At 34.3% G+C, this 22,474-nt stretch carries 17 protein-coding genes and 1 tRNA gene; 15 read left to right on the plus strand and 3 right to left on the minus strand.

What is annotated here, in order from left to right:
- Positions 1-408 precede the first annotated feature (408 nt).
- The 15 genes from BWI92_RS08990 to BWI92_RS09060 all read left to right on the plus strand — a co-directional run bounded on the left by BWI92_RS08990 (position 409) and on the right by BWI92_RS09060 (position 20,696).
- Positions 409-1,998, plus strand: a complete 1,590-nt coding sequence (locus tag BWI92_RS08990) for a reverse transcriptase/maturase family protein (protein WP_095162149.1) — start codon at positions 409-411, stop codon at positions 1,996-1,998.
- 26 nt (positions 1,999-2,024) lie between these two features.
- Positions 2,025-3,038 (plus strand): hypothetical protein, encoded by a 1,014-nt coding sequence (locus tag BWI92_RS08995; protein WP_095162156.1) that lies wholly within the window; start codon positions 2,025-2,027, stop codon positions 3,036-3,038.
- Positions 3,039-3,177: 139 nt separating this feature from the next.
- A complete protein-coding gene (locus tag BWI92_RS09000) occupies positions 3,178-3,510 on the plus strand; it encodes a helix-turn-helix domain-containing protein (RefSeq protein ID WP_176464383.1) in 333 nt (110 codons plus the stop codon).
- Positions 3,507-3,926 carry a hypothetical protein gene (locus tag BWI92_RS09005; RefSeq protein WP_095162168.1) on the plus strand — a complete coding sequence of 140 codons (420 nt, stop codon included), beginning with the start codon at positions 3,507-3,509 and terminating at the stop codon, positions 3,924-3,926. The genes BWI92_RS09000 and BWI92_RS09005 overlap by 4 nt, the downstream gene beginning before the upstream one ends.
- A complete protein-coding gene (locus BWI92_RS09010; RefSeq protein ID WP_141234730.1) occupies positions 3,916-5,046 on the plus strand; it encodes a hypothetical protein in 1,131 nt (376 codons plus the stop codon). The genes BWI92_RS09005 and BWI92_RS09010 overlap by 11 nt, the downstream gene beginning before the upstream one ends.
- 94 nt (positions 5,047-5,140) lie before the next feature.
- Positions 5,141-5,302 carry a DUF4248 domain-containing protein gene (locus tag BWI92_RS28825; protein WP_374754582.1) on the plus strand — a complete coding sequence of 54 codons (162 nt, stop codon included), beginning with the start codon at positions 5,141-5,143 and terminating at the stop codon, positions 5,300-5,302.
- A 135-nt stretch (positions 5,303-5,437) separates the two neighbouring features.
- A complete protein-coding gene (locus BWI92_RS09020) occupies positions 5,438-5,857 on the plus strand; it encodes a hypothetical protein (protein WP_095162191.1) in 420 nt (139 codons plus the stop codon).
- Between the two features lie 2 nt (positions 5,858-5,859).
- On the plus strand, positions 5,860-6,078 hold the full coding sequence (locus tag BWI92_RS09025) for a hypothetical protein (RefSeq protein ID WP_095162196.1): 219 nt from the start codon (positions 5,860-5,862) through the stop codon (positions 6,076-6,078).
- Between the two features lie 195 nt (positions 6,079-6,273).
- On the plus strand, positions 6,274-9,537 hold the full coding sequence (locus BWI92_RS09030; RefSeq protein ID WP_095162206.1) for a caspase family protein: 3,264 nt from the start codon (positions 6,274-6,276) through the stop codon (positions 9,535-9,537).
- Between the two features lie 43 nt (positions 9,538-9,580).
- Entirely contained in the window at positions 9,581-11,350 is a 1,770-nt protein-coding gene (locus BWI92_RS09035; RefSeq protein ID WP_095162210.1) for a hypothetical protein, read from the plus strand.
- Entirely contained in the window at positions 11,350-12,933 is a 1,584-nt protein-coding gene (locus tag BWI92_RS09040; RefSeq protein ID WP_095162218.1) for an ATP-binding protein, read from the plus strand. Before BWI92_RS09035 ends, BWI92_RS09040 begins: the two co-directional genes overlap by 1 nt.
- Before the next feature lies 1 nt (position 12,934).
- Complete coding sequence (locus BWI92_RS09045; RefSeq protein ID WP_141234731.1) at positions 12,935-14,377, plus strand: hypothetical protein; 1,443 nt, start codon at positions 12,935-12,937, stop codon at positions 14,375-14,377.
- 5 nt (positions 14,378-14,382) lie between these two features.
- A complete protein-coding gene (locus BWI92_RS09050; RefSeq protein ID WP_095162228.1) occupies positions 14,383-16,101 on the plus strand; it encodes a hypothetical protein in 1,719 nt (572 codons plus the stop codon).
- Position 16,102: 1 nt separating this feature from the next.
- Positions 16,103-17,713 (plus strand): ATP-binding protein, encoded by a 1,611-nt coding sequence (locus BWI92_RS09055; protein WP_095162229.1) that lies wholly within the window; start codon positions 16,103-16,105, stop codon positions 17,711-17,713.
- Positions 17,714-17,822: 109 nt separating this feature from the next.
- A complete protein-coding gene (locus tag BWI92_RS09060; RefSeq protein ID WP_141234733.1) occupies positions 17,823-20,696 on the plus strand; it encodes a WD40 repeat domain-containing protein in 2,874 nt (957 codons plus the stop codon).
- Positions 20,697-20,838: 142 nt separating this feature from the next.
- On the opposite strand, the gene BWI92_RS09065 is transcribed toward BWI92_RS09060, so the two are convergent.
- The 3 genes from BWI92_RS09065 to BWI92_RS09075 form a co-directional block, all read right to left on the minus strand.
- Positions 20,839-20,912: transfer RNA gene (locus BWI92_RS09065), tRNA-Asp, on the minus strand.
- A gap of 184 nt (positions 20,913-21,096) precedes the next feature.
- Entirely contained in the window at positions 21,097-21,693 is a 597-nt protein-coding gene (locus BWI92_RS09070) for a PolC-type DNA polymerase III (RefSeq protein WP_095162233.1), read from the minus strand.
- A gap of 116 nt (positions 21,694-21,809) precedes the next feature.
- Positions 21,810-22,403, minus strand: coding sequence for a hypothetical protein (locus BWI92_RS09075; protein WP_095162235.1), 594 nt, complete (start codon positions 22,401-22,403; stop codon positions 21,810-21,812).
- Between the last annotated feature and the right edge of the window lie 71 nt (positions 22,404-22,474).

Here is a 22,474-nt window from a genome sequence, read left to right on the forward strand (position 1 = left end):
AACATACTGAAAATATGTATATTTGCACAAGCCTTGATAGGAAAACTTGAAAGATTCAGACAACTGGAATGGACTATAAAGATTAAGCTATCTGATGTAGTTTAATTTTACTGTATATGTAGATTATACAGGAAATGGATTGTAATGATTTATCCAACTGCCACCAAATAATTTGGAAGCAGTTGTACATATTTCATTTACATCTATACATATAAATATGCACTTGAATATAAGTAATAACATAATACTGAAAGATTTAAGCAAATTTATATTATTGAAACTAAGTGTGACTCAAGAATTTGGGTACTGGTCTTACTCTTCGGAGTGTTATGTCTGAAAATTATCTGTTACACCTCTCTTGTTAACTATTAAGGTTTAATTTTCTATTAGTAATACCCTATCTATAAGATGCGAATAAAAACTCCCGATTGGCTTAAAAACAGAGGATATTTACATATTACACGTCAAATAGATGTACATAGTAATACCCAAAAGCTCCTATCAAAAATTTGTAATCCTAGCTATATTGCAAAGTATGCTTTCTTTCCCCTTATCCATGCATCTATAGATGAAAGGAGATATAAGCCCAATCCTGAACTAACGGTATTAGACCAACGAAAAAAGGAAAAATGTCATAGCTATCAGGATAGCAAGGGTAAGTATCAAAAGCATATCAAAAGCCGCCCATTGCACTACGCAACCCACATGGATGCACTAATTTTTGGTTATTATGCAAATGTCTTACAAGATAAATATGAGGAAGAATTAGCCAAAGATGAAGAGCTTTCAAAATGTGTTTTGGCATATCGAAAAATTAAGATTTCAGAAGAAAAAGATAGTAAGCATAAAAGTACTATTCACTTTGCTCATGAAGTTTTTGAAGAAATTAAAGCACGAAGTAAGAATGAAGATTGTATGGTTTTAGCCTTTGATATAAAAAGTTTTTTTTCAAGTCTTAATCACGTAAAACTAAAAGAAGCTTGGGCTAAATTAATTAATGAAACTACACTTCCTAAAGACCATTACAACGTCTTTAAAGCCTCGACTCGATTTTCTTACATCATGTTAGATGACCTCCGTATCCGTAATAATTCGGGAGGGCGAAAAGCTCCTTTTGATGAAAAAAAGCTGGCAAAGATTAGGAATAAACAAGGTTTTAATGCCTTTTTTGAATCTCCAGAAGAATTTAGAAATAAGGTAAAGAATAAGGAAATTAGACTTCATCGTTTCCCATTTAGAAAAGGTGAAGATAACACTCCAACAGGGATTCCTCAAGGATTACCCATTAGTGCAATTTTAGCAAATTTATATCTTCTTGAGTTTGATAAATTAGTCTTACAAAAAGTAACCAGAGAGTTAGGTGGCTATTACAGACGGTATTCTGATGACATTGTAGTGATATGTAAAAAGGAAAATGTAGATGAGATTGAGCATTTTGTAACTGAATCAATCAAAGATAGTTTGGTTAAAATTAGCACTGAAAAAACCGAAAAGTTTTTGTTCACTCACAGAGCCTTTGGGAAACAAGCCCCACGTCTTACTGCCATCAAATTATCAAAGCATGTCTGTACAATGGAAGCTCCATTTGTTTATTTAGGTTTTGAATTTTACGGAAATCAAACACTTATAAAATCAACTAATCTGGCTAAATTTTATAGAAGAATGATTTCAACAGTGAAAAGGAAGAGTAGATTAGCCATTAAAATCGCAGAGAACGAAGGAAGGAATCCCGTTGTTTTTAGGAAACGATTATATAAGCTATATATCAATACAAACCTTAATAAAACTATTATTAAAAGACGCTTCAAAACGCTTAAAGTGAATGAGGTTGGTGAGTATAGAATAGAATCGATTGAAAAAGAAAAGGATTTTCGGAGTAATTATCTATCATATATCAGAAGAGCAAGCAAGATAATGGGAGAAGATGCCATCAAGAATCAAATTCGCAAGCATAGAACCCTTTTTAACCTAGCTATGTCAAGACATTTGAAGTACTAAAAATATCGACCAAATAAAGAAGAAAAATGATTACACAAATTGCAAAGGTATTTGATGCAGAATATGTACAGTCGTACTTTACTAATAAGTTTGAAGGGGTAGCCTCTCCAGAGCAGGCTATAGATACATTAGCATCTATCAAATTAATCGAGTTCTTTCAAGTTTTTTTCAAGGCTGAATTCAAGTTACAAGAGTTATGGTTTGAGCAAGATAAAAATCAATTAATTAGAAGATTGGAGCGTTGTGTCACTATCGAGCAAAAGAAAAAGTTTATCGAATCAAAGCTTGATGAACATGAGATTCTTTTTAGTGAACATGAGTATTTCGATATACTTGAAGAGTTAGGTGATGAGACTTTTGGGGGACTTATAATGAAACTTGATAAACTTAGATTTGGATTTGAGAATACCTCAAGATGGATAGAATTAAATGAAACGGATAAGTTTTATCTATCATTAGTCAACGAAATACCTGATACATTTCCTTCTTTTGATGTATTCGAAAATTTGACTCCGCAAAAAGTGAGAAACTTTATTGTTTCTCGACCAAGGCTTCATGAGCTTTTTAATAGATTCATGCGTGTGAAAAGAGGAGAAGTACCAGTTGCTCAAATTATTATTAAGATTGTCAGCGATATATTCTCTATTTACTATGCAATTAAGTTAAATCATATTTTAAGACAGGAGTATTTGAAGTTAATACCTCAATCTGAATACCAATTAATTGGAGCCACACAAGATGAGGATGAAAAGGATGGGAAAAAAGTTGAAATTGTATTGCCGAAAATTAAGGAACGAATTGCAGGTGATAATATCACAAGTCTTTCACTAACTCAAACAGCTCTACTATTTAACTTGCTAAGAAAAGAAAGGGTGATTTTTAAGGATGAGAGTTATCAGTCTAAAGAAAATATCTATAAAGCTATTCAAGTACTTACGGGCTATAGCAAACAAAACTTAAAGGTAAAGATGAATTTGAAGGAATATGAAGATTCCGACAAAGTTGTAACCCAAAAAATTCTGAAAAGATTAATATATTGATAAACAGTTAGATAGAGTGACTTAGGGGGCTACAACTTTTTAAAGTAGCCCTACAACTCTATAAACAACCACAAAAAACCAATAAAACTTTGTGTCATCGAAAGGGACAACGAACAATCCCCCTGAGTAGATGACACAAATGGAAATATCATCCAAATTAATCTTAGTAACTCCAGAAGAATTAGTATCTCTAATTCAACATTCCGTTCGCCAAGTCATTGCTGAGCAAACACCAAAATCTTTAGGAACAGCCGACAAGCCTTTGTCGATAGATGAAGCTTCTTCATTTTTAAATATTCCGAAATCAACACTGTATCAATTTACTTCCGCTAGGAAAATTCCTTTTCAAAAAATTGGTAAGAAGATTCTTTTCTTCAAAGCAGACCTTATCCAGTGGGTCGAGTCTGGTAAAAAGAAAACTCGAAAGGAAATCGAAGAAGAGGGTTTTGGTAAGAAAGGAGGCTTACGATGAATAATCCTCATAAGCAAGGAGATACTAAAGCTTTTGTTTTGTATTGGGAGGAAGCATTTGCTCAAAGCTTTTTTCATGTAGAAAAACTACTTGATGCTAAATGTAAATATCTGGAAAAGCTAAGAAAAATGCTTTTTGATGAAATGAAGGAAGATGTCTCTATGAGAATTAAAAATTTAGAGACAGAAATCAATCAAATCATTGGTCTATTGGATATGGTACAACTTCTAAAGAGGGCGTATCTTGAAGAAACGGCACAAATCGCTTCACTTTTATCGAAACTAACGTGTGAAAAACAAGTGCTACTACTTCAAAATCAGGAGTTAAGGGAGCGTAATGATTTGCAAGATAATGTCATTAATCTACTTCTAAGTCGATGTTTTACAACCCTAAATGAAGAAAATAATGAATATTGATAAATATAAGCAATGCCTCAATCCTGAACAGATTAGCGGAGTAGTTCATGAAAAAGATAACCTTGCAAAGATTCTGGCAACACAGGAAAAGATACAATCTAATAGTTGTAAAACGATTGCATTTAGTTCTCCCATCATTACGTATAATGAAACAGGTATTATTTTTCCTAACACGATAAATATTATTCAAGGTAAAAAGGGTGTACACAAATCAAGGTTAACGGAGATTTTTTGTGGATTGATGTTACAAAGAGATATTACCCAATCAGGCCATCGGTTTTTAGGTATGAAACGAAATGCAATGCAGAAATCAGTTGTGCTATATGTCGATACAGAACGTAATATCAATGACCAATTTCCTTATGCTATTCAAAAAATCAAGCTACTTTCAGGCTATTCTATAGAAGATAAACCCGAAAATTTAGATTACATATCGTTAATTGATATTCCTCGAAGTGAAAGGTTTGATACGTTAAATGAGTATATCAAAAGGTTTAGAACACGATATGAGATATATAATCTCTTCATTGTGTTCGATGTCGTGACTGACTGCGTTGAGAACTTTAATGATGTAAGAGAAAGCCTTAGACTTGTTGACATGCTCAATGAAACCATTAATACCTATAATGTTACTTTTCTTTGTGTAATTCATGAAAATCCCTCAGCAGGTAACGACAAAGGCCGTGGACATCTAGGTACGGAATTGAATAATAAGGCTTCACAAGTTATACAAATAGGCTTTGAAAAAGATAATCAAGGAAACGATACAGACTTGATACGTTTAAAGTTCTTACACTCAAGAAATACTAAGAGGTTAGACCCAATTTACGTACAGTATTCAGAAGAATCAAAAGGGTTAGTCCTTGCTAGCAGTGACTTTATTAATGAAAAGCTAGCAATGAAGAAAAGTAAGGCACAGATAGCAGATATTCAAAATTGGCTTACAGACAACTTGAAAGATCCCAAAAGTAAAAAAGAGTTGATTGAGATGATTACGGAGGCTTTTGACTGTGGTTCAAGGATAGTTGAGGATAGGCTCAAGGAACTAGATGACAAGGGATTTATTGAACGATTTACAGTGGGGAAGAGTGCACATTACAAATTAATTATTCCATTTTAACATGTTCGCACTCGCAAAGTCATATATATGGGTCTGCGAATGCGAGCGTATAAAAGCTCTCAATATTATGTCTGATACAAATAAGTTTCCTCCGATGAATAGAACGGAGTTAGCTCGAAAATATAAGGTAAGTCTACCTACTTTTAATAAATGGCTTGGATTAATCTCAAATCTTGTTCTGATTGAAAATCAGAGGATATTTACCCCTAAGCAAGTGGAGTTAATCATAAACCATCTAGGGGAGCCCCCTGACTGACTCGAGTAAACAGCATGAATTAACTTCAATTAATTCGAATTAACGCATATTAACCCTCGTTAACCCAAAGGTGGTTTTCGAGGGTTAATTATTTTTAAACCAGTAAGTTAATAACGATTAATCTAACATTAAGCAATGAACGAAATTAGAACAGGGAGAGCATTACAGTTGGAAGGACTCCAATATGCTACCAACAAAGTAACCTTAGGCTTCAAGTGTGAAGCTCGAACTAAAATAGAATTGGCACAAGAGGCTCAGCAAATGGGAATGACTTTGAGCGAGTATGTAGACACTATCATATCAACCCGAAAGCAGCATACAAAATCAAACAACAACTCTGAGTTGCAGACATTGTTATCTCAACAAAAAGCCGACCTTCATCATTTTAAAAGGAAAGTCGATTTTTATGAAAATGAGTTATTGCAAAACGCATTTCAACTGCGTAAAGGTCAGACTCTCGAATACAGAAATATCTATGGCGAGACCGTAAGTAAAACGATTACCCAGATTGAGGATATTTACACCATCTTATTAGACACCGTTAAACTCTCGTAATTATGTTTGAAATAATTTCTAATCCGTTTGAAAATGTGGGCGAAGAGCTTTCTGGGATCGTAACTAAAGGTGTTGCAGATATTACATGTTCTTCTCCAACTAAGAAATCACAATTTAGGAATACTTTGATAGTCATGTTGATAATAATTGCAGGTTTAGGACTGTTAATTTGGGCTAACTTTTCTCCTAGAAAAGAGCAAAATATGGACGTTAAGGAGTAATTATATTTATTCAATTGTGTAATAAACCCATGTATAAAAGCCTGTTAAGTTCAAAGTAGCTGGATTTTATACATGGGTATTATTTTGTCGTTAATTTGATATTGACCGAATAATAAATATTGAGTACTTAAAGTATATTTTTTCAACAAAACAGCATAAATTAAAGAAGTTGAAATACTTTACCCCGTACTCTTCATGGACTATGAAACGCTTAATACTGAAGGAAAACTATATGCCCTTCTAGTTGGTATTAATAATTATCCTGTAGGTGTGTCGCCTTTACAAGGTTGTGTCAACGATGTTGAAGAGATGAATAAGCTCTTGAATAATTCTTTTCAAAGACTATCTCCTCAAATTGTTTCTCTAACTAACGAACAAGCTACCAGACAAAATATTATTGATGCTTTTCGTACACATCTTTGTCAAGCTACGATTAATGACTCTGTCCTTTTTTACTACTCTGGACACGGTTCAAGAGAGAATGCACCCCAAGAATTTTGGAAAGAGTTCCCAACCCACAAAAATGAAACACTTGTATGTTATGACAGCCGACTCGCAGGAGGATTTGACTTAGCGGATAAAGAATTGGCAGTACTCATCAGCGAGGTTGCTAAACAAAACCCACATATTGTTGTTTGTTTGGATTGTTGTCATGCAGGTTCTGGAACGAGAGATTCCATAGATTTAGTACGTGTAAAGCAAGTAGAAAAAGAAGGTTCTCGACGTGGATTAGAGCAGTATATTGACGGTTTTTATTCAAAACAATTACAAAGTACTGGAAAAATAGATGTTCCTCTGTCTAAGCATATTTTGTTAGCCGCTTGTCAAGAAAACGAGCGAGCCTACGAAACGTCAGCTAATAGAGGATTATTTACCTTAACTTTGCAAAACTGTTTAAAAGATGTCCAGTCACTTTCATATTCAGATTTGTTTAATCGAATAGCCGTTTACGTGAGGGAAAAGGAATCCCGTCAGCATCCTAATGTAGAGTTTCTGGGAGGTTTCAACCCTCATGTTTTATTTTTGACTGGTACAGAGACTGATAGAGTCGATACATTTCCTATAACGTACGATTCAGAAAGTCGTTCATGGAGGGCTCAAAGAGGAAATATTCATGGATTGGCCATTGAATATAATACGCCTGCTACTATCTGGATTTTTTCATCCAATACTACTTCATTTACCGAAAAGCATTTGTTTACAAAAGGAAAAATAACAGGTGTACAAATGCTTGATTCTATTGTTATACCAGAGGCAACATTGGATAATCAACAACAGTATGTAGGCGTGCTAATTGATGGGAACAAAAAATATGCGACTATTTACAGCGGCGTTCCAATAGACGACCTTTCTGTTTTATCTGAATATTTGTGTGTAGAAAAAGCGTTTGCCGATTATTGGGTTTTACAATCAGGTAATCTCGTTCAAGTAATTCACAGAACTTCACAAAAAATCATTATAGAAAAAGAGCATTTATTTGAAATAAATCAGGTTTTACGAGATATTGTTCGTTGGGAAAATATTAAACAATTAAATAACCCAAAATCAAGGTTGAGAAAAGAAGAAATTGAGTTCTCTTTGGCTGTTGAGGAGCAATCTTTTGTTGGAGATGATATTCAGTTGATTTTAGACCAAAATGAAAGTGGTGAAGTGATACCCAAACATTACACTCTTTCAGTAGCAAATAATGCTAAGGTTGAGCTTTATTTCAAAGTAATCTTTGTTTCCCCTCTTTATGGTATTATAGAATTGGGCAACTCAACTATTCCAGCTAACGAAACTGGGGTAATTGTTGAGAAGCGACTGGGCTTTTATAAAGAACAATATGCTGATAATGAGAGCAATTGCTTGTTTAAGTTAATAGTAAGTACAAAAGAAATAGATTTGTCTTTTTTTATACAGGAGAACTTTTCGATTAATAAAGATTATTCACAAACAAAATCTATTGAAGATTCACAAATTAGAAGTGGTAAATTCTTAGATGAATTTGATCCTGAGACAAACCCTTCTTTTGACTGGATGGCTAAAGACCTAAAGCTAAGGTTAGTTAAAAACAATGCTACTATTGGAAAAGAAGATATTGTTTTGGCTGATGGTTCATTAATATTCAAAGCACATCAATCTTTTCAAGCAAAGGTTTCTCTATCATCTTTGTATCATCCTTCAAGAGAAATTGGCAATGAGTCTTTGCTTAAAAGTTCTATCACTATCAATAGCCTTGCTATTCTAAATTTATCCCCTCAATCGAAGTCCGTTGAACAAAAACAACAAATAGAGTTAGAAGAGATAGAAGGCGAAGTAAATGCTGATAACCCCTTAATTCTGGCAATTCAAAATCAAGAAATATTGCCAAATGAAATAGTCCTCCCAGTGATGGTAAATGGAGACCAAGTTGTGGTAATTGGTTCAAGCAAAGCTTTGGGCAACAATGAAAGTGAGGTATATATTGAGCGATTGCCAGAAATAAATACAGGCGAAAAGAGAACAAAAAGCTTAGGAAGAGCGATTAAGTTCTGTTTAATGAAACTGGTTTTTAAAACTGCTCCAGAAAGTTATTTTGCTTTGAACTGGGTTGATTATGAGCAGACCAAGCCAGTAAGGACAAACCTTAATTTATCTCAAAAAATTACAGAAGCAAAGAACATAGTACTGTTTATCCACGGCATTATTGGCGATACCGAGGGAATGATTCCTTTTGCTCAAAGGCTGGTTAAGCCAACTGAAGATAGTAAAGCGAAATATGATTTAGTTCTGACATTTGATTATGAATGCTTGAATACACCCATTGAGAAAATAGCAGAAAACCTTGCCATTGTACTTAGTGAACATGGTATTGATGGAAATACTGATAAAAAACTAACGATTGTTACTCATTCTATGGGTGGATTAGTATCGAGAGTGTTGATAGAAAAGCTCGGAAAAGCCAGTCTTGTGAAAAAGCTGATTATGGCTGGTACTCCCAATGGAGGGTCATTATTTGGCAATGCTCCTTCATATATTTCTATGACGACTGATGTCCTTACCCTTGGATTGAGTTCTGCTTTGGTAGCTCCTTATTTAGCATGGGCTGGAGGATTGATTGTGGCATTAAAAAAGAGTAGTATGCTAACTGTCACTTTAGAGCAAATGAAACGCAATTCCGATTTAATTAATTCGCTGTATATTCAAAATGACCCTCACGTACCCTATTATATTTTAGCGGGTAATATTGACCTGTATAACCCTAACAGTGAAGAAGACTCCTGGTTCGACAAACTATGCAAACGATTAGTGCTGGGCGTAGGAAATCTATTTCATGAAGGAAAACAGCATGACATTGCAGTGTACACCAAAGATATTATGAAAGTTAATTCTAACAGACAGCCTCAAGTAACCTCCCAAGAGGTGGGTTGTCCACACATTTTTTATTTTGACGAACCTCAAAGTAAAGAAATACTATATCAATGGCTCGAAGTATAATCCTTTTCAATGCTAGTGTTACCCTTGTTAACTAACTTAGCTTATGGCAGACTTACCACTTTTTATAATATCCTTTGCAAACAATCCTCTAAATCCTCTTTCAAGCTTAAAGAAGGAAGAATTAGGGATAAAAAAAGTAATTGACGACCTTCAGTTATACGGTTGTGATATTGAAGTCGTATATCCAACGACTAGGGAAGAAATCGTTGATTTACTGAAAATAGAAACGAACCGAGAACGACTCTATCTGTTCAGTTATAGTGGTCATGCGGCTGGAGACCGCCTTGTCACAGAAGAAGAAACTACCTACGCACACGGCTTGGCAAATCTTTTGGCTGAGTGTAGAAACTTGCAATGTGTTGTGCTAAATGGTTGCTCTACCGAAAAACAAGTTTTCTTGATACAAGAATCATTCAAGAAAACTAATATGACGACTCCTGCCATAGTAGCAACTTCGGCAAGTGTTGGGGATGAAATTGCTAAGGAGTTTAACATCCATTTCTTTCAACAGTTACTTACTTATGGGCATTTAATTGCTGATGCTTTTTCTTTGGCGATTGCCTTAATCAATACAAATACAAAACAACCAATTGTTCCTATCAATCGTTTTTTGGACGAACAACCTCAGGATTTAGGGACATGGGGGCTATACACCATCAATGATGCCCCCATTCGTGTATTAGAAAGTATTCAAATAGGTTCTCAGAATAAGTACGAACCTAATATCCGACTTTTCAAAAGCTTGATCAGAGAATTAAGTAGTACCAACCCCGATGTAAGAAAACGCTATACTAACGATAGGGGTAATATTTTATCTATTCACCCCTATAAGCCGTTTATCTATCAAAGTTTTCCTTTACCTATCAGTAAAAGGCTACAACGCTTGGAATCATCTCAAAGCTCTAATGACAAGGCTCAAGGTACAATCTTCTACAATAAAATAGATCGTAATCGTCTGGGAGAGCTTACAAGAACAGCGCTGACCTTTTTAGATATTTTAGTAGCTTTTTCTCAAGCCGAACTATACGCATTACTTCAAAGTACCCCTGATGTGTTAAACCCCGATAGTAAAAAAACAGTATTCACTGCGATTACTAATCAAACACTTGGACGAACGGAGGTGTTGATAAGTCTTTTACACGTGATTCGCCTGAGTCCAAAGCCTTTATTTATAAGTGAATTAGCGAGCTTAATTACAGAAGAAGATACACGTCTGGAAGAATTGCTAGGCTTCTTTGAAAAGCTTGCTACTACAATCCCTACTATGAGCAATACACAAGCAGAAAGCTTAGTCGAATTAGCAGAATTAAGAATCGTAGGAATTTTTCAAAAATGTATGTTTCTAACAAACTATCATCTTACCTCGATTGATAATATTCAACTTAATCGTAAAAGATATGAAACAGCAAAGTACAGACATGAAGTGTTTTTCCAAAGATGGGGCATGGGAGTAGAACCCGCTCGTGATAGTGAGGTATTTACAGACTATTATCTTGATAATGCCTCTATTATTTTACATAAAGAAACTGAATTAGACAACAGATGTCCGTATATCAATCTCAGTCCTTTTCTTATAGATGAGGTCTTATTTTCACCTAAAGCGAATATATCTAACATCATGGCATTAATGGGTCATAAACCTCATAACGACGAGTTTTCGTTCCGCTACCTCATCTATAGTAATAAAGAGAATGAAGGAAAAAGCCTTATTTATCAAGAAAATAAGAGCTTTGAACAAGATGTTGAATTTGAAAATATTGCTTTCAGTGAAATCCAAAACGAGTGGGAACATTTCTTTAATCTACTAGCATAATGGAAGCAAAAAGTCCTTTTAAATTCTTGGATGCTTATACAGCCAACGATACCGATATTTTCGTTGGAAGGGAGGTTGAGGAAAAGAAATTGTTCCAACAATTACGAAATACGACCTTAAATCTGCTTTATGGAATGTCTGGTACTGGTAAAACGAGTCTGGCTCAATGTGGCTTGGCTAAGTTTTATGACGGTGCAGACTGGCATCCTTTCTACATTAGACGAGGAAATAATATCAACGAAAGTCTTTTGAAGGCTCTCAAAGACACTTTAGTTGATATTGAAGATGCCGCTATTTTAGATGCCTATAAACTCCCAGAATTGGTGTATCAGGTATTTATTACCTTTTCTCGTCCTGTTTATTTGATATTCGACCAGTTTGAAGAACTATTTACTATTGCCAGTAATAACAAGGAAGAACGAGAAAGCTTTTTTAAAACTATTCAAGAGTTACAAAAACAAAACCTTCCTTGTAAAATCATCATCATTATTCGGGAAGAGTTTTTAGGAGAATTGTATGAATATGAGAAGTTTGTCCCTAATCTATTTGATTTTCGATTAAGGATAGAGCCCATGACAGTTGCTAAGCTCAAGCAAGTAACGACTCATACCCTCAATAGTTTTGATGTAAAAGTAAGCCAAGACAATCTTATTGATACCATCACCCAAAACCTTTTAGATGGTAAAATCAGTAGCCAACTTGCCTTTTTACAGGTATATCTCGACCGTCTTTGGCAAGAAGCAGAATATGATAACCAGCAAGTAACTATTTCAGACGCAACAGTAAGCAAAGTAGGGAAAATTGAGGCTGTTTTAGAAAAATTCTTAGACAATCAGTTAGCGTCTATTGCTGACAAGAATGATGAAAAGCAAAAGCAACTTAGGCTTTTGCTAGATAGATTTGTAACCGAAGACGGCACTAAACGCCCTATAGCTGAAGATAAGTTAACTGCATTTGAAAAAACGTTAGTACAACAATTAGAAAGCGTTCGTATTATCCGTAAAAATGAAATTTATTATGAATTAGCCCACGATACACTTGCGGTAATCATTAATAACAAACGAGATGCAGAACAACGACTCATCAAAAGTTTAGTACAAAACCTACAAACCAGTTATTTTTTCTACAAAAAAGAAAACGGCGGTTTTTTGAGTGAACAAAGTGTTGCCCTGTACGACCGTTTCAAGAATGCCATTGATGATACACTCTCACACAGTGAAGAGAAGACAGCCGTGTTTTTATTTATTGAAAATAGCCGAAAGGAGAATGCTAAAGAAAAAGAAGAGCTAGAAAAAAAGAATTTGCGACTCAGAAGTCTTTTAACTGGAGTGATTGTATTGATAGGAATAATTATAGCGGTGTTTGTCATTGCTTACCTATTAGTTGATGAGGAAAAGAATAATGCTGAAAATAGCTTAAAAAAATATAATCAAACCCGTGCCAACCAATTACTAATAGATGCTCAAACTTTTCTTGAAAGTAAGGACACTTTATTAGCTAAAGGTAAAATAAAAGAAGCATATACTTTAGATACTAACTTAGTTTTAAAAAGTGAGTTAAAATGGCTTTTAACTAGCAAATAACATGAAATACATCTTTTTACTTATTAGCATTCTGTACATTCATTTGAGCTGTTTTGCCCAAAGCCAATCTTCTTGTAGCATAGCTCAAAAACTAATGACCGAAGCGACAAAAATCGAAAATCAAAAAAATCCTAATTATGGCGATGCGATCCGTAAACTATACTCCGCCCAAATAGCTGCAAGGGATTGTAGCCCAGCTAAAGAGACGGAGGTAAAAGGAAAAATTATTAGCTTATTTAAGAAAATTGAAAATTTAAGAATACAAGCTGAAAAAGATAAACTACAAGCAATTAATAATGCAAAAAGGGCTAAAATAGCAGAGGATAGTGCTAAGAAATCGGCTTATAGAGCATTATTAGCCCAAAAGAATGCTGAACAAAAAGCTAAAGAAGCCCAAAAAGCCACAAACAATGCTAAAGCATTGTTTGTGGCTTCGGAGGCAGGTAAAGTGAACCCTATACAAGGTTTAAGACTTATAGAAAAAGTAATGCCTTGGGCAAATGATACCAATAGCATTAACATCATTAAAGAAGCCAACAAAACCATTTTTAACCAAAGTAATTACCATCAATTTCAAGAAAAAAGAAGATATGCAGAGACAAATGAAGCTACTTTTTCTCCAGATAGTCAATGGCTCATCACAAGAGATGAGAATAGGCATTACAAAGTCTGGTCAGTAAAAACAGGGAGATATTATGACTTTTTAAAAGATGAAAAAAATATTCGCGAGGCTACTTTTTCTCCAGATAGTCAATGGCTCATCACAAGAGATGAGAATAGGAATTACAAAGTCTGGTCAGTACAAACAGGGAAATATTATGACTTTTTAAAAGATGAAAAAAATATTTATAGGGCTACTTTTTCTGGGGATAGTCAATGGCTCATCACAAGAGATGAGAATGGGAATTACCAAGTCTGGTCAGTAGAAACAGGGAAATATTATGACTTTTTAAAAGATGAAAAAAATATTCGCGAGGCTACTTTTTCTCCAGATAGTAAATGGCTCATCACAAGAGATTGGAATGATGATTACAAAGTCTGGTCAGTAGAAATAGGAAAATATCCAGACTTTTTAAAAGATGAAAAAAAAATTGTGGAAGTGGCGTTTTCTAAAAACACCAAATATTTGACTATCATACAGGACGAAAGCCACAAAGTAAAAACATACGAGGTCACCACAGGCAAATTGATACAAACTTTATGGCTTAATAGGATTCCTTCCGATATAGACATTATAGACAATCACTTTCTCCATGTTGCGGTTGGTGCAGCTATTGTTAAAACAGACTTACAAACACAGCAAGGTAACATAATGAGCTATGGAGATGGTGAGGAATTGGATTATGAATACGATGAAATTGTAGAATGGATGAAGGCTTTTGGAGACAAATACCTTCTACCTTTGGATGAGGAGCTCAAGAAAAAATATGGGATAAAAGATTAATTCGTATGCAAATGATAGATACAAGACCTGTTATAATACTTGCTTTTGCTAATAGCTCTAGTTCTCCTCTTCATTATTTGAGTGAGGAGATTAAAAGGTGTAACGCTGCCTTCAATAACATTAGTGGTAAGTTTCAAATACGCTATCTATACGAGGCAAAAATTGAGGATATTCAAAATGCTATAGACGAAACTGCAAGTCGTGTGGTGGGTTTTATGTATAGTGGTCATGCCAATGAACAGGCTATTGATACTATTGGTCATGGTATGTCGGCTATTGGTTTAGCAAGTCAGCTAGGTCGTTGTCCTAATCTAATTTGGGTATTACTGAATGGCTGTTGTACAGGCGCACATTTTGAGTATTTCAAAGTTTTCTCTATTCCTATTTTTGTAGGTACCCAAGCACCAGTCAATGATCAGACTGCTACTTGGTTTTCTACAACCTTTCTTCAAGAGTTAATTAATGGAGCTGATATAGCCAATGCTTTTCAAACAGCCATTGAGAAAGCACAGGCATATTCCACCACTTCAATTACCAGAGAGACCCGCTTTTTAGATGACGATATTCCCAAAACTCCAACAAATACTTGGTTGCTGATAGTGCTAACGGCAGAGTATCTGACATGGAAGCTATCAGCAATTAGCCATAGCCAATTAAATTACATCCCTAATAGTTACTTAAAGGAGTTTCTATACGAAAAACTTAGTGAATGGGATGATAATATCGCTGGCTATGAAAGTTTTGAAGATGCTCAGGGAGATATATTAGCCAAGTTTCCTCCTTTTATCAGTAAACAAATCCATAATCTATGTGCCAGTAGAGTTGAAGGCATTACTGATTCAGGGGAGTATTTTGACCAACCCACTATAGAGCGAATCGGAAAAATGGTTGGCTTTTATACTGCTGTACAAGAAATCTTACTCAGTATTGCCTTAGCAGAATTAAGAGACTGTTTTATAGATAAGTCTATTAATTATACCAAAGAAAATAATCCATTCTTCTTTAATCAACCCGCTCGTTTTAACAAAATAGAATGGATTATTAAAGCAATCGAGTTTAAACAAACTACAGGCATTCCTTTCTTTATAGAAGAAATAGAAGATCTTACTGCTAAGCATAAAACGCTATCAGCTTTGGGGCAGTTTTTTGAAGAGCTTTCACTTTTTTATCAAAAAGCCAATCCTAATGCAGCAGTTTTAGAACAAAAAAGCCTTTTAGCTGAACAAAAATTGGTAGAGCTTTTAGGCTGTTGTTTGTTTCTGACAAAATACAAATTTGTATCCGTGAAAAATATTGTAGTTTTTAAAAACAGATCGAAACCCAAGGCTCAGTATGATTATAAACTATCAGTTTATGAATGGAAGGGCGAACGCCAAGAAAATCCTGCGAACTTAACTAATCTAAATTTACACAACGAAATCCCTGATAATTTTTCGATACTTATCCTCAAGGATGTAGAACTCAGAGATATAAACGAGCAGTTACACCAAGAGCTGTATTTAAATGTTTCGCCTTTTATTATTGACCCTAATGTGATTTATGAGAAGGCACCCATTTCAAATATTTCATTTTTAGATGCTTATGCTGAAAATAAACTCATTTATCGCTCTCTTTACAAAATGGAAGATCGAAGAGCCATTGAGAATACTAAAGAAATGAAGGCAGTTTTCAGAGATTTGCAAGAACAAATAACACATTTCAATAATCTATTTAACCCACAATAAGATGAGCCAAACTCAAAGTCCCTTTCAGTTTTTAGCTCCTTATGGTGCCGACAAAAAAGACTCCTTTTGGGGACGTGATCAAGAGATAAATCGATTGTATGAACTAACCAACATGACTAACCTCATTATGGTATATGGCTCATCGGGTACAGGAAAAACAAGTTTGATACAGTCGGGTCTTAGTAAAAAGCTGAGCGGTCCAGATTGGATACCTTTGTTTATTAGAAGAGGTGAGAACTTTATAACCTCATTAACAGAACAGCTTGGGAATATCTCAAAACTTGAAAGTAGTATTATTGAGGATCATCTTTCAATCATCAATCGTCGCTATTATCGACCTGTATACCTGTTTCTAGACCAATTTGAAGAAGTATTTACCTTGAGCGATAAACAAAAAGGGTATAAAGATGAATTATCTAGCCTATTTAAAATGCTTAATCGACTCCAGAGTACTAATACTTGTAAAATTATCATCATTATTCGAGAGGAGTTTTTAGGCTTACTTTATGAATCAGAGCAGTATCTTCCTAATCTTTTTGATTTTAGACTACGGGTTGAACCCATGAATAAAAGTAAAATAGAACAGGTAATTACAGGTACTTTCAGAGAGTTTAAAATTCAAACCGATCCAGTGAATTTGACCGATACGATTTGTGAAAAATTAGTCGAAGGACAAGCCAACGGTCAATTAGCTTATTTACAGGTGTATCTTGAAAAATTATGGAAAGAAGCTACAAAATCAGCATTAATAGATCAAACGATTATTATCCGAAAAGAGCATGTGGACGCCATTAAAGATATTCAAAATGTGTTGGATGTGTACCTAACGGATCAGCAGAAAGAAATTACTAGTTTACATGGTCTTTCAGAAAAGTCTGTTAAAGTATTACTAGATTTATTTGTGACCGAGGATAGCACCAAAAGACCTCGAACACTAGATTCCCTAAAAAAAGAAATAGGTAAATCGATATCTATATTGCAGCTCCAAGAGGTATTAAAACACTTAGAAGCTTCTCGACTATTGATTTTAGAGAAAGACTGCTATGAATTAGCGCATGATATTCTTGCTAAAATTATTGATAGTAAACGTCAAGGACGTGATTTACTCATTAAAAATCTGAAAAACACCCTAAAGTTTAATCGTGAAAATAAGATAGAAATAGATAGGGTTGTTTTAAAGCAATATGATGATTTAGAGGATGATGCTGATTTTGATGAAAAAACGAAGTTATATGTAAAAGTAAATAGACACAGAATTTTACGGCAGAGAGTTTTACTGATAGCGCTCCAGCTAAGTGTTGTTATTGCATCGCTTTACGCTGGATTTCAGTACTTTCAAATTAAAGAAGAAAAAGAAAATGCTGTAAATGCACTTAACAAACAAAGAAAGGCTGAACTTGACAAAAAAGTAACTGAAGATAGGCTATTGTTAAAACGCATTGAAGATATTTTGATAAATGGGCAAAATTGTCCTGATGGTGTAATGCTTGACAGCCTTAGGGCTTTTGAAAAACGTAGTCAATACGACACTATCTATAAAAATGAAATAGGTAAAGATTTACAAAAAACTTTACTAAAATGGAATAAATCTAAGTGTTCTAAAAATAATTAAGATGAAAAGATATCTATCAATAGTCTTTTGCTTATTCATTATACAAACAGCATTTTGTCAAAAACAAAAAACTACCCCTTGCGATACTTATGAATGTATCATAAGTCAAGTGAAAGCTTCTTTAAAGACTACAACTAGTAAAGAATACCAGAAACTTTTTACAAGCTTAGAAGATGCTGAAAACTATTTGAATGATAAACAAAAAGATTACAGTTCAAAACGCGAACAAATACGCAATTTACGCTTAAAAGTATTTAAAGCCATAGAGGGAGAAAAGACGAAAGCAATTTTAGCAGAAAAGAAAGCCTTGCAAAAGACTAAAGAAGCCCAAATAGCCACCGATAATGCAACAGCACTATATTGGTCTTCTGAAGCAGGAAAGATAAATCCTATCCAAGGTATGAAGTTATTAGAAAAATCTTTACCTAAAGCTAAAGATGAAAAAATCATTAAAACTATCAAGCAAGCCAATGCGACTATTTTCAACCAAAGTAATTACCATCAATGGAGGGAGAAAAAAAGGTTTGAGGATATTCAAAGTTCTGAATCTACTTTTTCCCCCGATAGTAAATGGCTCATCATAAAAGATGGGAATGATAATTCCAAAGTCTGGTCTGTAGAAACGGGAAAATATCCAGACTTTTTAAAAGATGAAAAAAATATTCGCTACGCTACTTTTTCGCAAGATAGTCAATGGCTCATCACAAGAGATGTGAATGGTAATTCCAAAGTCTGGTCTGTAGAAACGGGAAAATATTATGACTTTTTAAAAAATGAAAAAATTATTAGCGACGCTACTTTTTCGCAAGATAGTAAATGGCTGATCACAAGAGATGTGAATGGTTATTCCAAAGTCTGGTCAGTAGAAACAGGAAAATATTATGAATTTTTTAAAAATGAAAAAAATATTCGCTACGGTACTTTTTCGCAAGATAGTCAATGGCTCGTCACTACAGATGATTATGATAATTCCAAAGTCTGGTCAGTAGAAACAGGAAAATATTATGACTTTTTAAAAGATGAAAAAAATATTCGCTACGCTACTTTTTCTTCTGATAGTCAATGGCTCATCACAAGAGATGATAATGATAATTCCAAAGTCTGGTCGGTAGAAACAGGAAAATATCCAGACTTTTTAAAAGATGAAAAAAATATTCGCTACGCTACTTTTTCTTCTGATAGTCAATGGCTCATCACTACAGATGATAATTATAATTACAAATTCTGGTCACTAGCAACAGGAAAATATTATGACTTTTTAAAAGATGAAAAAAATATTAGCGACGCTAGCTTTTCTGGTGATAATAAATGGCTCATCACTATAGATGATAATTTTAATTCCAAAGTCTGGTCAGTAGAAACAGGAAAATATCCAGACTTCTTAAAAGATGAAAAAAATATTCGCTACGCTACTTTTTCCGGTGATAGTAAATGGCTCATCACTACAGATGATAAAGAAAATTCCAAAGTCTGGTCAGTAGAAACAGGAAAATATTATGACTTTTTAAAAAATGAAAAAAATATTAGCGACGCTACTTTTTCTGGTGATAATAAATGGCTCATCACAAGAGATGATAATTATAATTCCAAATTCTGGTCAGTAGCAACAGGAAAATATTATGACTTTTTAAAAGATGAAAAAAATATTCGCGACGCTAGTTTTTCTAGTGATAATAAATGGCTCATCACTATAGATGATAATTTTAATTCCAAAGTCTGGTCAGTAGAAACAGGAAAATATCCAGACTTTTTAAAAGATGAAAAAAATATTCGCGATGCTAGTTTTTCTAGTGATAGTAAATGGCTCATCACAAGAGATGTGAATGATAAATACAAATTCTGGTCACTAGCAACAGGAAAATATTATGGCTTTTTAAAAGATGAAAAAAATATTCGCTACGCTAGTTTTTCTGGGGATAGTAAATGGCTCATCACTACAGATGATAATGGTTATTCCAAAGTCTGGTCAGTACAAACAGGAAAATATTATGACTTTTTAAAAGATGAAAAAAATATTCGCTACGCTACTTTTTCGCAAGATAGTCAATGGCTCATCACAGGAGGTGATAATTTAAATTACAAAGTCTGGTCAGTAGAAACAGGAAAATATCCAGACTTTTTAAAAGATGAAAAAAATATTCGCGACGCTAGTTTTTCTGGTGATAGTAAATGGCTCATCACTACAGATGTGAATGATAAATACAAATTCTGGTCAGTAGCAACAGGAAAATATCCAGACTTTTTAAAAGATGAAAAAAATATTCGCTACGCTAGTTTTTCTGGGGATAGTCAATGGCTTATCACAAGAGATGATAATTTTAAGTACAAGTTCTGGTCAGTAGAAACAGGAAAATATCCAGACTTTTTAAAAGATGAAAAAACGATTTACTACGCTACTTTATCTCCAGATAGTAAATGGCTCATCACTACAGATGGGAAAGATAATTCCAAATTCTGGTCAGTAGCAACAGGAAAATATTATGACTTATTAAAAGATGGAAATACAATTCGCAACACTACTTTTTCTCCAGATAGTAAATGGCTCATCACAAGAGATGGGGATTATAACTCCAAAGTCTGCTCTGTAGAAACGGGAAAATGTCCAGACTATTTAAAAGATGAAACAAATATAAGTGAGGTCAATTTTTCCGAAAACTGTAAAAGCCTATGTATCATTACGAAACATCAAGTAAAAACATACGAAGTTACCACAGGTAAATTGATTCAAACTTTATGGTTAAATAAAGTACCAACGCAAGTAGATATAATAGACAATCGCTATCTCTATGTCACGGTGGGTAAAGCCATTGTTAAAACAGATTTAGAAACACAACGAGGTAACATAATGAGCTATGGAGATGGAGAGGAATTGGATTATAAATACGATGAAATTGTAGAGTGGAAAAAGGTTTTTGGAAAGGATTATTTGCTACCGATGGATCAAGAAACTTATGATAAGTATATAAAGCCTACAAAAAAATAAAAAAAGCTCTCTTTTTAGCTACATGCTTAAAAGAGAGCTTTTTTTATTAAAAGTTTAAACTATGTTTAAACCGAAAATTATGGTTTAAACCAGTATAAACAAAAAAGTCTCACAATCTATTGATTATGAGACTTTTAATCGGCGGTCTGGACGGGACTCGAACCCGCGACCCCATGCGTGACAGGCATGTATTCTAACCAACTGAACTACCAAACCGTTTTGTTGATGCAAAATTAGCACTTATTTCTTACAATGCAAACTCACTTCAAGCACTTTCTGAAAAGTTTTTTGTAATGGTTGCTATAACTCTCTCATTATCTGAATAAAATGAAGATGAAAAAATTTGAAATTTTTTGTAAAAAAATACATCGACTGACTAAATGCATCAATAAATCGTGATTTAGTCTTGTATTTGAAGGCGTTTTGCCAACTCAAAATACTTTTTAAAACACTGATAGGTCATATCGGCATCCTCTAGGGCATTGTGCGTGGTGTCTTTACGGTGGATGCCAAAGTAGTCAGCAACAGACTTGAGGCTATATGACTTGGGTGTTGCCATTTTGTTGTTTTCAAATACCTGAAACATCAATACCGAAATACTCATCAAGTCAACTAATTTGAAGGAAAATGGCCAATCAATGTTGAGGTCATCGTAGGTAGCTTTGAGAAAATTAATATCGTTGATGACACTTTGTCCACAAATTACTACATCATGCAGACGCTCATGGCTATCGCGGCGAAGCGTCTTACGAATCCACGCCTCAAAATCCTCTAGGGCATCGTACGAGGAAGGGGCATCTTCTAAATCTTCTAATGAAATTCCATGAACTTTTTCAGAATAACTCGAAAATGTTTCTTCGTTATCTGGATATACGAGCGTCTCAAATTTGGAAAGTACCTTCCAATCATTATCTGCTAAAAGAGCGCCAATCTGAATGATGTCATGATAGCCAGCTTCTTGGCCTGACATTTCTAAATCGAGTATCAAATAAGGCATACGATTTAATATTGGGTTTGTAAATGATTCAAAAAAATATTCTACCAATAAGGCAAACTACAAATTTAAGAGAACCATCTAAAGACCAAGCAAAAGATGTCAAAAAGTATATCAAATCAGCGTAAAGAGAGGGATTGAGGATCAAAATAGAAGTTAGACTCTTGAAAATTATATTTCTGATAATGTTTCAAAAATGACCTCGATACAAATGTCTGATGCAAAGCCTTGAGCGGAATCACATATAATTCGTCGGGTTCATAAGGAGAATACCCAACGCCAATGACCACAAAAACGGGCATACGGAAACGCTGAGCATAATGTCTGTAATTTTCGAGCTGGTAGGGCTTACACCATTCAATACCATTGCGATAATAGTCGCTTCTGTATTTGCACTCAACCGCAAAAGTCTGAGTGACGTCGCGGAAGTTAAATTCTAAGGTAAGGTCGGGATAGGTAGTAGTTTCGGCATATTGCCCATTCACAAACTTATCGCCACGCCATTCTTTTACCTTAAAAAGGTTTCTTGAAAATTTTTGAACTACGTATTTCTCAAAGGCTTCTCCCTTCTCATGTTCAGGCGAATAGTCGATAGTAGAAGAGTAATCGGTTTCATAATCATCGTAGGGCTTGGTATTATTGGTAGAATTTTCATTTTTTAAAAACACAAAAACAATCGCCCCAAGAATCAAAAATAAAATTCCTACAGTCATAAATAAGATGGTGGTATTGGTAATAAAAAAGACATTAGTGTCCTAAAACGCTAAATAGAAACAGAAGCAAG

It is taken from the genome of Flectobacillus sp. BAB-3569 (assembly GCF_002270355.1).
GTDB lineage: Bacteria > Bacteroidota > Bacteroidia > Cytophagales > Spirosomataceae > Flectobacillus > Flectobacillus roseus.